This window comes from Pseudomonas sp. HMSC066A08 (genome assembly GCF_001813025.1).
GTDB classification, from domain to species: domain Bacteria; phylum Pseudomonadota; class Gammaproteobacteria; order Pseudomonadales; family Pseudomonadaceae; genus Pseudomonas; species Pseudomonas aeruginosa.
On the sequence record NZ_KV811305.1, the window covers coordinates 519,470 to 531,518 of the forward strand.

Sequence of the window (12,049 nt, forward strand, 5' to 3'; positions counted from 1 at the left end):
AGAAATTGCCAGCAGACGCTTCCGCGATACTGGCGGCCTGCGCTCAGATCAGTACGGGCAGCGCCTCCTCGTCCAGCCCCGCTTCCCTCAATCGAGCCCTGGCCCTGGCGGTCGCGCGCACGGCGTCGAGGTCGCAGCCGCGAGGAATATAGACCGGATCGAAGCCTTCGAGCACCAGGTAGGTGGAGGCCTGGCCGCGGGCATTCAGGTAGGCGTTGAAAGCCTGGTCGGCCGGGCGCAGGAAGACATCGCACCAGTACGGCAAGCGCTGCGCGAACAGGGCCTTGGCGATCTCCAGGTGCTCTTCGAACAGTTCGTCCATGCTGCCTCCCTTCTCCTGCTGGAACAACGTCACTCTTCGCTGCGTCCGTCGCCTTCGCGATCCCTTTCATAGTGCCGTGCCAGCGGAAACGCCGGCAACCAGCCCTCGCGGCGGACGGTCCAGAGTTCGTAGGTGGGCTGGAACCGGTCGGGAGCGTCGAGGGCGCCGAGGCTGACCTCGATCTCGTCGGCGCTGCGCGAGAATACCGAGGAGCCGCACTGCGGACAGAAGAAACGCCCGGCATAGTCGCGGGTCTCGCCTTCTATGCTCACCGCCTCCTCGGGAAAGATCGCCGAAGCGTGGAATAGCGCGCCGTGGTGCTTGCGGCAGTCGAGGCAGTGGCAGAGCCCGACCCGGTAGGGGCGGCCGCTCGCCACCAGGCGGACCTTGCCGCAGAGGCAGCCGCCGGTGAATCGATCCATTTCGTGACTCCTTTGCAAGGCGTTGGGGCGTTCAGCCCTTGAAGGCCTTCTCTATGGTGGCGATATCGATCCTGCCCATCGTCATCATCGCCTCGAAGGCGCGCCTGGCCGCCGCGCGGTCGGGGCTGGCGATGGCTTCGCTGAGTACGCGCGGGGTGATCTGCCAGGAGATGCCCCATTTGTCGCGGCACCAGCCGCAGGCGCTTTCCTCGCCGCCATTGTCGACGATAGCGTTCCACAGGCGGTCGGTCTCGGCCTGGTCGTCGGTGGCGACCTGGAAGGAGAACGCTTCGCTGTGGCGGAAGGCCGGGCCGCCGTTGAGCCCGAGGCAGGGAATGCCCATCACCCGGAACTCCACCGTCAGTACGTCGCCCTCCTTGCCGGAAGGGTAGTCGCCGGGCGCGCGATGGACAGCCAGCACGGCGCTGTCGGGAAACGTCTCGGCGTAGAAGGTCGCGGCCTCCAGGGCGGCGCTGTCGTACCAGAGGCAGATGGTGTTCTTGCTGTTCATGGCGAGGTCTCCACGGGCGGGGTCGACCCAGCCAGTCTAGTCGGCTGGCGTGCGGCGGCCTGGGCAGGCGCCGAACGGGAGGTCGCGCCGCGAGTGCCGATCTGCGCTACCCTATGCCGCGTTTCGCCCGGCCTCGCCGGGTTTTCCGGGTGGCGCCCCGGCGGCGCGCCCTCGATCATGCAAGGACAACCCATGGAAGCGGTCTCCGTCTCGCAGCACCTGGCTGCTCTGTTCGAATCCCACCGGATCGACTGCGTCGTGCACGGCGAATGGGTGGCGCCAGCCGGGCGGCTACCGGCGATCCGCGCCACCTGGTATGCGGGGGAGAAGACCGGGCGGCTGGATGTCGACGTGCTGCTGGAGTACGAGCGCCAGTTGCAGGAAGCCTTCGCCGGCATCGGCGGCGGCGAGGACGGCTTGCAGGACGCGTTGCGTAACTTCGCCTCCAACTCTTTCCACGTGCTGCTGTCCGCGCTCTGGGGCCAGGCCGAGGAGGACCAGGTGATGGTGGAGACCTGGGAGATCGGCGAGCGGCGTTTCGAGGTGCATATCGGTAACCTCGGCCTGCGCGGCGCCGAGGGCAAGGCGCCGCCGCTGCCGGCCGGGCTGTTCCCGAGCATCGAGCGGGCGATCCGCGCCGAGCCGCTGGACGCGCGCCTGCACTGGTTCCGCCATTTCTTCTGTGCCTTCGGCAACCAGCGCACGGTGGAGGCGCTGTTCGACAACCAGCCGTGGGAGGCCGGCATGCAGAACCTGGCCGCTCTCGACTGGCAGGATTCGCAGGGTTACTACAGCGTGCGCAACTTCCTCATGCTCAAGCCGCTGGCGTAGGCCGCCGCGTCGCGCAGCCCGCAAGGCGGAACCGGACGATGGCGGCTCCATCCATGTCAGGTCGCCCTTCGACGTTCGACCCCTACCACACGACCAGCACTGCGACGATCCTGCGGCCCCTGGCCGACGGGACGATGCCGATGTCGTTGTTCATCGGCAAGCGGCGCCATTACTTCCAGATGAGGCGCGCGCAGGACTGACGCGCCGCGCGTTCAGCCGAGCAGGGCGGCCACCCGCTCGGCCGTGGCCTTGGCCGACTGCGGGTTCTGCCCGGTGACCAGGCGGCCGTCGACCACCACCTTGCTGGTGAACGGCAGCAGGCTTCTTTCGTAGAGCGCGCCGCGTCGTTTCATTTCTTCCTCGACGTTGTACGGCACCTTGCGGGCGACCCCGGCGAGCACTTCCTCGATCCAGGAATAGCCGGTCAGGCGGCGCCCGGCGACCAGCAGGCGACCGTCGTCCAGGCGTGTGTTGAGCAGGCCGCAATAGCCATGGCAGACCGACGAGACGATGCCGCCGCGCTGGTAGATCTCGCGGGTCAGGCGCTGCATCCCGGCGTCGTCGGGGAAGTCCCACATCACGCCGTGGCCGCCGGTGAAATAGATGGCGTCGAACGCCTCCGCGTCGACCTGCTCGGGAGCGGCAGTGTCGGCCAGCAGCGCCAGGCGCGCCTCGTCGGCCAGCCAGGCCTTGGCGCTGGCGTCGGCGTGGGGCCAGCCGAGGGCGCGCGGCTCCAGCGGCGACTCGCCGCCGCGGGGGCTGACCAGGCGTTGCTGGTAGCCCCGGGCGGCGAAGATCTCGTAGGCATGGGTCAACTCCGACAGCCACAGCCCGGTGGGCTGGGTCGGATCGGCATAGTGGGCGACGTTGGTGACGACGTGCAGGATGCGCTTGGTCATTGCGTTGACCTTCCTCGGTGAGTGATCCCGCCGGCAGCCGGTTTCGGCAGGCCGTCCGGGCGGGGTTGGCGTCACTCTAAGATTCAAGTCGACTTCAAGGTCAAGCGTCGGAAAGCCGCTGTTCCACCGGCGCGGGAGAGGACGCCCGCGAGCGGGTTTGCCGTGGACGGCCGACCCTCTGTGGTGGGCCTTCCTCGCGCAGGCGCTCCAGCACGCGCTGGGTGTTTTCCGTGCACTGCAGGCCGTCCGGCTTGTTCTCGATGCTCTCGATGGCCACCAGCAATTGCGCCTTGTTCTGTTCCAGGCGTCGTTGCAGGGCCTCGATCTCGGCCACCTTGCGGCGCAAGCCTTCGAGCAGCTCGCCGTGCTGCCAGGCGCCGTCGCCGCTCGGCAGCAGGCGAGCGATCTCCTCCAGGGAGAAGCCGGCGCCCTGGGCGCCGGTGACCAGCTCCAGGATCCACACGGTGTCTGCCGCATAGTCGCGGTAGCCGTTGGCCTTGCGCTGCGAGCGGATCAGGCCGCTGGACTCGTAGAAGCGGATGCGCGATGTCGCCAGGCCGGTGAGCTTGGCCAGTTCGCCGATTTTCATGTCGCACCTCGAAACGCGTTGACCTTGAAGCCTACTTCAAGCCTAGGGTGGTTTCACGGCCAGGCGACGAACTCGCCTCAGCGACGGGTTCGCCAGGCCGCATGGACGCGACCGGCACTACCGCCGGTCGCGTTTTCCTCATCCAGGCAGCGCAACGCAGGCGGCTTTCTACTCTACACAGGGGTACGGCAGCCGCAGGGTGGCGCCGTTGCCTGCATCCACACCGATCGGGAGAAGCGACATGGGTTACGTGACAACGAAGGATGGCGTCGAACTCTTCTACAAGGACTGGGGGCCGCGCGACGCCCAGGTGATCTACTTCCATCATGGCTGGCCATTGAGTTCCGACGACTGGGATGCGCAGATGCTGTTCTTCCTCGCCGAGGGCTTTCGCGTAGTGGCCCACGACCGCCGTGGCCACGGTCGTTCCAGCCAGGTCTGGGACGGCCATGACATGGACCACTACGCCGACGACGTGGCGGCGGTGGTCGAGTACCTCGGGGTGCGTGGGGCGATCCATGTCGGTCATTCCACCGGCGGCGGCGAGGTCGTCCACTACATCGCCCGTTATCCCGACGACCCGGTGCCGAAGGCGGCGATCATCAGCGCGGTACCGCCGCTGATGGTGAAGACCGAGGGCAATCCGGGCGGCCTGCCGAAGAGCGTCTTCGACGATCTCCAGGCGCAGCTCGCGGCCAATCGCGCGCAGTTCTACCAGGACATTCCCGCCGGCCCGTTCTATGGCTACAACCGTCCCGGGGCGCAGCCTTCGGAAGGGATCGTCCGCAACTGGTGGCGGCAGGGCATGATGGGCGGCGCCAAGGCCCACTACGACGGGATCGTGGCCTTTTCCCAGACCGACTTCAGCGATGACCTGAAGCGCATCGACATCCCGGTGCTGGTGATGCACGGCGACGACGACCAGATCGTGCCCTACGAGAATTCCGGCGTACTCTCGGCGAAGCTGCTGCGCAACGGCACGCTGAAGATCTATCCGGGGTACCCGCACGGCATGCCGACCACCCAGGCCGAAGTGATCAACGCCGACCTGCTGGCCTTCATCCGCAGCTGAGCGCACCGGGTGCCGGGGGCGTGCTCCCGGCACCCGGTCGGGGCCCGGGCGGCGTGGCAAAAAAAGCGTTGACCTTGAAGTCGACTTCAATCTTATCGTCGGGCCACTGTCCTCATGAGGTAGGCTCATGAACCTGTTCGACACGCTGACGCTTCCCAACGGCTCGACCATTCCCAATCGCCTCGCCAAGGCCGCCATGGAGGAGAACATGGCCGATGCCGCGCAGGCCCCCTCCGAACGCCTGATGCGCCTCTACCAGGCCTGGGCCGACGGCGGCGCCGGGCTGCTGATCAGCGGTAACGTGATGGTCGACAGCCGTGCCATGACCGGCCCCGGCGGGGTGGTCCTGGAAGACGACGCGCAACTGGAGAAATTCCGCCGCTGGGCGCGCATCGGGCGTTCCGCCGGCGCGCAGTTCTGGTTGCAGATCAACCATCCCGGCCGGCAGATGCAGGCCAGTCTCGGCCAGCAGGCCTGGGCACCCTCAGCGGTGCCGCTGGAGCTGGGCGGGATGTCCAGGCACTTCGCTACGCCGAAGGCGATGGACGAGGCGATGATCGCCGAGGTGATCCAGCGGTTCGCCCGCAGCGCCGGCCTGGCCGAGCGGGCCGGCTTCAGCGGGGTGGAGATCCATGCCGCCCACGGTTACCTGCTCAGCCAGTTCCTCTCGCCGCTGAGCAACCGCCGCAGCGACGCCTGGGGCGGCTCCCTGGAGAATCGTGCGCGCCTGCTGCTGGAGATCGTCCGGGCGGTGCGCGCCGAGGTTGCCCCTGGCTTCGCGGTGGCGGTGAAGCTGAATTCCGCCGATTTCCAGCGCGGTGGCTTCAGCGCCGACGATGCCCGCGAGGTGGTACGGATGCTCGATGGCCTGGGCGTCGACCTGGTCGAGCTGTCGGGCGGCAGCTACGAGGCGCCGGCCATGCAGGGCGAAGCACGCGACGGGCGGACCTTGGCCCGCGAGGCCTACTTCGTCGAGTTCGCCCGCGACATCCGCGCGGCGGCGCGGATGCCGGTAATGGTCACGGGAGGCATCCGCCGGCGGCCGGTGGCCGAGCAGGTGCTGGCCAGCGGGGTGGACATGGTCGGCATCGGTACGGCGCTGGCCATCGAGCCGAACCTGCCGCGCGACTGGCGCGCCGGCAAGGACCCGTCGCCGCAACTGCGGCCGATAACCTGGAAGAACAAACCCCTGGCCTCGCTGGCGAACATGGCCGCGGTGAAGTTCCAGCTGCGCAAGCTGAGCCGGGGCAGGGCGACCAACCCACGGGTGTCGCCGCTGTGCGCGCTGCTCGCGCAGCAGGCCGGCGCGCTCCTGCAGACCCGCCGTTACCGGCGGCTCATGCGTTCGCGCGCCGAAGCCTGAGCTCCATCCGCGCCTCAGGCGCCGTTGCGGTCGAGTTCGGCCAGCTTGCCCGGCAGGCCGAACCAGGCGTCGTGGTCGTCGGGCGCCGGCTTCTTGCGGGTGATCCGTGTCCAGTTGGGGTGCGCGGCGAGTTCGCCGTTGAGGGCGATGAACTGCCGTTGCCCGAGCGGCACCTCGTCCTCGGCGCGAATCGCGGCGACCGGGCATTCCGGCTCGCAGAGCGCGCAGTCGATGCATTCATCGGGGTGGATGACGAGGAAGTTGGGGCCTTCGTAGAAACAGTCCACGGGACAGACTTCCACGCAGTCGGTGTGTTTGCAGCGGATGCATTCTTCCAGCACGACGAAGCTCATGATCGTCCTCCCTGGCTCAGGCGTTCGTAGCGGCGGGCGTCGCCAGCCGTTCCAGGCGCGCCGGCACGTACTTGTGCCAGGGCGTGCCGGCGAGGAAGTCGCGCTGGGTGCAGTCGGTCACCTCGTTGGGCGCCACGCCCCGGCGCACCACCTCGCCCTCGGCGTTGCGGTAGTCCAGGCCCTGGCCGTTGGGCAGGGAGATATTGCCCGGCTGCATCATGTCGCTGATCTCCACTTCCGCCTCGACGCCGCCGCGGCGGGTCACCACGCGCAGCACCTCGCCGTCGGCGCAGCCCAGCGCCTCGGCGTCCTGCGGGCTGATGCGCAGGGTGCCGTAGCGCCCGCGGCGGTGCCAGCCGGTGTCGCGCACGGCGGTATTGCTGGTGTCGCTGCGCCGCTCGCCGGCGGCGAGGATGAACGGGTAGGCCGGATCGTGGGGTGGCGCGCTGTGGGCGAGCCTGGCCAGTTCCGGCAACAGTTCGGGGATGTGCAGGTTGATCCGCTGTTCGGGACGGGCGACGGCCTGCCAGCTTTCGGCGTAGGTGGTTTCGGCGAAGACCACCCCGGACGGGTTGTCGAGCATGGCCTGGAACAGGCGGTCGGCGGCCAGCGGCGGCAACCCGTCGAAGCCGGCGCGGGCAGCGGTCTTGCGGTTGTTCAGCACGTGCAGTTGGCAGATGCCCCAGATCGCCGCGGCCGCTTCCATGCCGGCGGGCAGGGTCGGGCCGAGGGTACGGTAGAGCAGGACCGGCGCGTATTTCATGACCTTGGGGCGGGTCGCCGCGGCGGCGAGGAAGGCCGCCGAGAACGCCTTGCGCCCGAGCTTCAGGGCCAGGCGCAACGGCCGGTAGTCTTTCTCGCCGAGCACGCCCATGGCTTCCAGCAGGCGGGCGTGGATCTCCGCTTCCGGCAGGGTGCCGGGGCGCGCCGGGAACAGCGGCGCGCGCAGATGGAAGGCGTTGCGCGGGAATTCCAGGTTGAAGAAGGTCGCCTCGGCCTTTTCGAACTGGCTCGCCGCTGGCAACACATAGTCGGCGTGGCGCGCGGTCTCGGTCATGGCCACGTCGATCACCACCGACAACTCCAGGGCGCGCATGGCTTCGCGCATGCGCTGGCTATCGGCCAGCGAATGCAGCGGGTTGCCGGTCTCCACCAGCATGGCGCGATAGCGCTTGGGATGGTCGGTGAGGATTTCCTCGGGAATCACGTTGCAGGGAATCAGGCCGATGATGATCTTGGCGTTGGCCACCGGGCTGCGCTTCTCGACGCGTGGCGCGCCCTTCTTGCCCATCGAGGTATCGCCCTTGCTCGCCTTGGACAGCGAGAGGAAGGGCACGAAGGCGTTGCTGGTGCCGGGGCGCCCGTAATGGCCGGTGAGCAACCAGACCAGGCGTTGCAGGTAGCTGCCGAGGGTCGAGTGCAGGTTCATCTGCATGCCCAGGTCTTCCAGCGCCGATACGCTGCTGGCGCTGGCGATCCGCCGGGCGGCGGCGCGCAGCTTGTCTTCCGCCACCCCGCAGGTCTCGGCGCAGTAGGCCACCGGGATGGCATTCAGTTCGTCGACGATGTGCTCGTAGCCGCTGGTGTGCTCGGCCAGCCAGTCGCGCGCCAGCAGCCCGTCCTGGACGATGATCCCGACCAGCGCCGCCAGGCACCAGGCGTCGGTGCCCGGGCGGATCTGCAGGTGGAAGTCGGCCAGGGCGGCGGTTTCGCTCAGGCGCGGGTCGATCACGATGATCGAGCGTGCGGGGTCCTTGGCCATGGCGTTGAGCAGCACGCGGGCGCGGGCGAAACCATGGGATTGCCAGGGGTTCTTGCCGATCAGGATGGCCACCTCGCAATGCTCGAAGTCGCCATGCACGCCGGTACCGAACATCTTGCCCTGGACCCAGAACTCGCCGGTCTTTTCCTGGGCCAGGGCGTTGGAGCGGTACTTCACCCCGAGGGCCTTCAGCGTGCTGTCGCCGTAGGCGCCGCCGAGGTGGTTGCCCTGCGCGCCGCCGCCGTAGTAGAGGATGCTTTCGCCGCCATGCCTGCGCTTGATGGCGAGTAATTTCTCCGCCACCTCGCGGATCGCCGTGTCCCAGTCGATGGCTTCGTAGCTGCCGTCGGGGCGCCGGCGCATCGGCGTTTCCAGGCGGTCCGCGCCGTTCTGGTAGTAGTCCATGCGCTGCGATTTCTCGCAGACGTAGCCCTGCGAGGCGGGGTGGTCGTCATCGCCGCGGATCTTGCTGATGCGGCCATTCTCGGTCTGCACTTCCAGCCCGCAGTTGAGGCTGCAGAGGATACAGGCGGTCTTCTTCCATTGCGGGGACGGCGTAGTCACGGTGTGTTCCTCGTTGTTGTCGTTGCCGGCGCAACCTGGGGCGCACCCCAGCCGTGCGGGCTTCGTTCTTTCGGGACTGCCTGACGCTGTGCTGCAAGGACGACGCACGGGCGGCACACGGAGCCCTGTCGTATCGGCCTTTGCCTCTCATACCCGACGCTTCTACAGTTCCGAATCGGAACTTACTACATGGGCGCTGACATGGGACCCGTCCGTAGTGCTGGTTCGTCCGATCCTGCCAGGAGTGCGTCGGGTCCATGACCTTTTCGGCCGGATACTAAGTTCCAATTTGGAACTGGTCAAGCTCCGAAGCGGCCCCCTAGAATGGACGGAGGTTTTTCCGGGAGAACCCCATGAAATGGCAAGAAGTCGGCGAAACGCCCTGTTCGATGGCGCGCAGCCTGGCGATCCTCGGCGATCGCTGGACGCTGCTGATCCTGCGCAACTGCTTTCTCGGCATGCGCCGCTTCGATGAGTTCCAGGCCAGCCTCGGGGTCACCCGCCAGGTACTGGCCGACCGCCTGAGCCGGCTGGTGGAGGCGGGTGCGCTGAAGAAGGTGCCTTACCAGGAGCGACCGCCGCGCTACGAGTACCGCCTCACCGAGATGGGCCACGACCTGCATCCGGTGCTGCTGGCCCTGGCCAACTGGGGCGACCGCTGGCTCGACGAGGGCCGCGGTGCTCCGGTGGAGTACGTGCACAAGGCCTGTGGCCACAAGTTCCGGCCGACCATGGTCTGCCCGGAGTGCGGCGAGCCGGTGGGGGCGCGCGATGTGACGGCGGTGCCGGGACCGGCGTTCGCGGCAATGGCTGGCAAGCTCGCGCAGAACTGAATCCGCGCGCGCTCTGCCAAGGGCGGGCCGCGACCCGCTCGGTTCGCTCAGCCGGCCTTGCGGAAGACGAACATCAGACCCACCACGATCAGCCCCATGCCCAGCAGGCTGAGCCAGCCGAGGCGGTTGCCGAAGACCATGAAGTCCATGATCGCGGTCACCGCCGGCACCAGGTAGAACAGGCTGGTGACGTTGACCAGGTTGCCCTGGGCGATCAGCCGGTAGAGCAGCAGGGTCGCGCCCACCGAGACCACTACGCCCATCCACAGCGCGGGGACCAGGAAGCCGGCGTTCCATTCGAACTCGAACGGCTGGAAGGGCACGAACGCCAGGCACAGGCCGAGGCCGGCGAGGTACTGCAGGGGCAGGGTGCCCAGTGGGTTCTCGCGGATGCCCTTCTGCATGATCGAGCCGCCGGTGACGCCGGCCAGCGCCAGCAGTGCGCAGAGGATGCCGGCCGTGGACATCCCGGCCAGGCCGATGCCCTGGTAGACCACCAGCACCAGGCCGGCCAGGCCCAGCAGCAGGCCGAACAGGCGCGCCGGCGACTGCCGGCGTTCGAGGATGACGGCGGTGAGGATCGGTTGCACGCCGAGGATGGTCGCCATCATGCCGGGAGTGACCTGCAGCTTCAGCGAGAAGATATAGAAGATCGGATAGACCCCCAGCATCACCAGGCCGGTGAGCAGGGCCTTGCCGCGCTCACGCGCGCTGCGCGGCGCGCGCAGCCTGAGCAGCGGGGCGAGCGGCAGCAGGCAGGCGAGGGCGATGCCGAAGCGGAACACCAGGAAGGCGAACGGCGAGGAGTGCGCCAGGCCCCATTTCGAGGCGATGGCGCCGCTGCTCCAGAGCAGGACGAAGAGGCTGGTGCTGGCCAGGCCGGCCAGCGCGGATTTGTTCAGTGCAAACATGGATCTGCCACCTTGTAGTCGGGCATGCCGCGGGCTCGGGCCGGCGGCGGACGGCACGCCTCGGCAGCGGATGGCGCTGCTTTGCGGCGGGCTGTGGAAGAGGGTTGGGGCGCTACCGCGCTCGTCAGGGGCTGACGCCCGGCGGCGGGCAGGCGGCCGAACCGGGAGGGGGAGGCGGAGGCGAGGCGACTACAGGAGGGGAAACGCAGCCCAGGCTGGCGCACGGCTGGAGCGCGCCGACCTCGCCGGTGGCTACCGGAAGGGCGGGGAGCGAGCTGTGCGAGCGCTGGTTCATGGAGGCTATCCGGTCGATGAAGACAACGAGAGGGACTATAGCGGGCCGTCCGGGGTTTGACGAGCCTGTGGGCGAGCCTTGCGCTAAAACGCCAGCCCGGCGACAAACCGGGCCGGCGCCGGGCTTCACTTGCCGGTCTTCACCGTGTTCCAGGTGCGCGTGCGCACGCGGTCGATCTTCTGCGGCATGGACTCGAGGGCGAACAGCTTGGCCATCTTCTCCTGCGGCGGGTAGATCGCCGGGTCGGCCTTGATCTCGGTGTCCACCAGCGGGTCGGCGGCCAGGTTGCCGTTGGCGTAGTGCACATGGTTGCTGATCGCCGCCATCACCTCGGGACGCAGCAGGTAGTTCATGAAGGCGTAGCCGGCCTTCTCGTCGGGCGCGTCGACCGGCATCGAGACCATGTCGAACCACAGCGGCGAGCCTTCCTTCGGCGTCGAGTAGCGCACTTCCACGCCGTTGTTGGCCTCCTTGGCGCGGGTCGCGGCCTGCAGGATGTCGCCGGAGAAACCGACCACCATGCAGATCTCGCCGTTGGCCAGGTCGCTGACGTATTTCGAGGAGTGGAAGTAGCGGATGTACGGGCGCACCTTCAGCAGCGCCGCCTGGGCCTGCTTGTAGTCGTCGGCCTTCTGGCTGTGGTGTGGCAGGCCGAGGTAGTTGAGGGTGATGGGCAGCAGCTCGGGGCCGTTGTCCAGCACCGCCACCCCGCACTTGCTCAGTTTCTGCATGTATTCGGGCTTGAAGAAGATATCCCAGGAGTCCAGCGGCGCGTCGTCGCCGAGCACCGCCTTGATCTTCGCCGGGTTGTAGCCGATGCCGGTGGTGCCCCAGAGGTAGGGGAAGCCGTACTGGTTGCCCGGATCGTTGACTTCCAGGGCCTTGAGCAGCACCGGGTTGAGGTTCTTCCAGTTGGGCAGCTGGGACTTGTCCAGCTTCTTCAGGGCGCCGGCCTGGATCTGCTTGGCCATGAAGTGGTTCGACGGGAATACCACGTCGTAGCCGGACTGGCCGGTCATCAGCTTGCCGTCGAGGGTCTCGTTGCTGTCGTAGACGTCGTAGGTGGCCCGGACGCCGGTTTCCTTGGCGAAGTTCGCCACGGTTTCGGGAGCGATGTATTCGGACCAGTTGTAGATCTTCAGGTTGTCCGCGGCGAGGGTTGCGCCGCTGCCGCAAGCGAGGGCGAGGAGGGTGAGGGAAGCGATGCGGGTCTTCATTGTTGTAGGTGTCCTGTCGGCTGACGACAGCGTCGGCGACGGACTGGTTCGCCGCCGGCGCTCAGGGGGCGCCGGCAACGCTGGCCGGCACCCGGGTTTTATCCC

At 67.8% G+C, this 12,049-nt stretch carries 13 protein-coding genes; 4 read left to right on the forward strand and 9 right to left on the reverse strand.

Features of this window, described 5'->3' with window-relative positions; genetic code table 11:
- Window positions 1-43: 43 nt before the first annotated feature.
- The 3 genes from HMPREF2886_RS18810 to HMPREF2886_RS18820 are packed head-to-tail and all read right to left on the reverse strand — an operon-like array spanning window position 44 to window position 1,255.
- A complete protein-coding gene (locus HMPREF2886_RS18810; RefSeq protein WP_033968105.1) occupies window positions 44-322 on the reverse strand; it encodes a hypothetical protein in 279 nt (92 codons plus the stop codon).
- A 29-nt stretch (window positions 323-351) separates the two neighbouring features.
- Window positions 352-744, reverse strand: a complete 393-nt coding sequence (locus HMPREF2886_RS18815) for a GFA family protein (RefSeq protein ID WP_003114392.1) — start codon at window positions 742-744, stop codon at window positions 352-354.
- 31 nt (window positions 745-775) lie between these two features.
- Window positions 776-1,255: a VOC family protein gene (locus HMPREF2886_RS18820; protein ID WP_003114391.1), complete on the reverse strand. Its 480-nt coding sequence runs from the start codon at window positions 1,253-1,255 to the stop codon at window positions 776-778.
- Between the two features lie 192 nt (window positions 1,256-1,447).
- On the opposite strand from HMPREF2886_RS18820, the gene HMPREF2886_RS18825 reads away from it, so the two are divergent.
- Complete coding sequence (locus HMPREF2886_RS18825) at window positions 1,448-2,086, forward strand: DUF6348 family protein (protein WP_070748050.1); 639 nt, start codon at window positions 1,448-1,450, stop codon at window positions 2,084-2,086.
- A gap of 212 nt (window positions 2,087-2,298) precedes the next feature.
- Here the strand turns inward: HMPREF2886_RS18825 and HMPREF2886_RS18830 are convergent, their stop codons facing one another.
- Together HMPREF2886_RS18830 and HMPREF2886_RS18835 are read right to left on the reverse strand one after the other, a co-directional pair.
- Window positions 2,299-2,985, reverse strand: coding sequence for a type 1 glutamine amidotransferase domain-containing protein (locus HMPREF2886_RS18830; protein WP_070748053.1), 687 nt, complete (start codon window positions 2,983-2,985; stop codon window positions 2,299-2,301).
- A gap of 100 nt (window positions 2,986-3,085) precedes the next feature.
- Window positions 3,086-3,574: a MerR family transcriptional regulator gene (locus HMPREF2886_RS18835; RefSeq protein WP_057389181.1), complete on the reverse strand. Its 489-nt coding sequence runs from the start codon at window positions 3,572-3,574 to the stop codon at window positions 3,086-3,088.
- 241 nt (window positions 3,575-3,815) lie between these two features.
- Here HMPREF2886_RS18835 and HMPREF2886_RS18840 point away from each other — a divergent pair, with 241 nt between their 5' ends.
- Both HMPREF2886_RS18840 and HMPREF2886_RS18845 read left to right on the forward strand, forming a co-directional pair.
- A complete protein-coding gene (locus HMPREF2886_RS18840; RefSeq protein ID WP_070748064.1) occupies window positions 3,816-4,646 on the forward strand; it encodes an alpha/beta fold hydrolase in 831 nt (276 codons plus the stop codon).
- Window positions 4,647-4,773: 127 nt separating this feature from the next.
- The gene (locus HMPREF2886_RS18845; RefSeq protein ID WP_033968031.1) at window positions 4,774-6,009 is read left to right on the forward strand and encodes an NADH:flavin oxidoreductase/NADH oxidase family protein; all 1,236 of its coding nucleotides are present in this window, start codon (window positions 4,774-4,776) and stop codon (window positions 6,007-6,009) included.
- A 14-nt stretch (window positions 6,010-6,023) separates the two neighbouring features.
- On the opposite strand, the gene fdxA is transcribed toward HMPREF2886_RS18845, so the two are convergent.
- Both fdxA and HMPREF2886_RS18855 read right to left on the reverse strand, forming a co-directional pair.
- The gene (gene fdxA, locus HMPREF2886_RS18850) at window positions 6,024-6,362 is read right to left on the reverse strand and encodes a ferredoxin FdxA (RefSeq protein WP_033968032.1); all 339 of its coding nucleotides are present in this window, start codon (window positions 6,360-6,362) and stop codon (window positions 6,024-6,026) included.
- Between the two features lie 16 nt (window positions 6,363-6,378).
- Window positions 6,379-8,688, reverse strand: a complete 2,310-nt coding sequence (locus tag HMPREF2886_RS18855) for a molybdopterin oxidoreductase family protein (protein WP_057389182.1) — start codon at window positions 8,686-8,688, stop codon at window positions 6,379-6,381.
- A 353-nt stretch (window positions 8,689-9,041) separates the two neighbouring features.
- Between HMPREF2886_RS18855 and HMPREF2886_RS18860 the strand changes: the two genes are divergently transcribed.
- Window positions 9,042-9,521, forward strand: a complete 480-nt coding sequence (locus HMPREF2886_RS18860; RefSeq protein ID WP_070748066.1) for a winged helix-turn-helix transcriptional regulator — start codon at window positions 9,042-9,044, stop codon at window positions 9,519-9,521.
- A 47-nt stretch (window positions 9,522-9,568) separates the two neighbouring features.
- On the opposite strand, the gene HMPREF2886_RS18865 is transcribed toward HMPREF2886_RS18860, so the two are convergent.
- Both HMPREF2886_RS18865 and HMPREF2886_RS18870 read right to left on the reverse strand, forming a co-directional pair.
- On the reverse strand, window positions 9,569-10,432 hold the full coding sequence (locus HMPREF2886_RS18865) for a DMT family transporter (protein ID WP_003131044.1): 864 nt from the start codon (window positions 10,430-10,432) through the stop codon (window positions 9,569-9,571).
- Window positions 10,433-10,852: 420 nt separating this feature from the next.
- Window positions 10,853-11,944 carry a polyamine ABC transporter substrate-binding protein gene (locus HMPREF2886_RS18870; protein WP_039026843.1) on the reverse strand — a complete coding sequence of 364 codons (1,092 nt, stop codon included), beginning with the start codon at window positions 11,942-11,944 and terminating at the stop codon, window positions 10,853-10,855.
- Between the last annotated feature and the right edge of the window lie 105 nt (window positions 11,945-12,049).

Coding starts and splice junctions, on each gene's coding strand:
- HMPREF2886_RS18810 (WP_033968105.1), bottom strand. CDS start 322: ATGGACGAACTGTTCGAAGAGCACCTGGAGATCGCCAAGGCCCTGTTC.
- HMPREF2886_RS18815 (WP_003114392.1), bottom strand. CDS start 744: ATGGATCGATTCACCGGCGGCTGCCTCTGCGGCAAGGTCCGCCTGGTG.
- HMPREF2886_RS18820 (WP_003114391.1), bottom strand. CDS start 1,255: ATGAACAGCAAGAACACCATCTGCCTCTGGTACGACAGCGCCGCCCTG.
- HMPREF2886_RS18825 (WP_070748050.1), top strand. CDS start 1,448: ATGGAAGCGGTCTCCGTCTCGCAGCACCTGGCTGCTCTGTTCGAATCC.
- HMPREF2886_RS18830 (WP_070748053.1), bottom strand. CDS start 2,985: ATGACCAAGCGCATCCTGCACGTCGTCACCAACGTCGCCCACTATGCC.
- HMPREF2886_RS18835 (WP_057389181.1), bottom strand. CDS start 3,574: ATGAAAATCGGCGAACTGGCCAAGCTCACCGGCCTGGCGACATCGCGC.
- HMPREF2886_RS18840 (WP_070748064.1), top strand. CDS start 3,816: ATGGGTTACGTGACAACGAAGGATGGCGTCGAACTCTTCTACAAGGAC.
- HMPREF2886_RS18845 (WP_033968031.1), top strand. CDS start 4,774: ATGAACCTGTTCGACACGCTGACGCTTCCCAACGGCTCGACCATTCCC.
- fdxA (WP_033968032.1), bottom strand. CDS start 6,362: ATGAGCTTCGTCGTGCTGGAAGAATGCATCCGCTGCAAACACACCGAC.
- HMPREF2886_RS18860 (WP_070748066.1), top strand. CDS start 9,042: ATGAAATGGCAAGAAGTCGGCGAAACGCCCTGTTCGATGGCGCGCAGC.
- HMPREF2886_RS18865 (WP_003131044.1), bottom strand. CDS start 10,432: ATGTTTGCACTGAACAAATCCGCGCTGGCCGGCCTGGCCAGCACCAGC.
- HMPREF2886_RS18870 (WP_039026843.1), bottom strand. CDS start 11,944: ATGAAGACCCGCATCGCTTCCCTCACCCTCCTCGCCCTCGCTTGCGGC.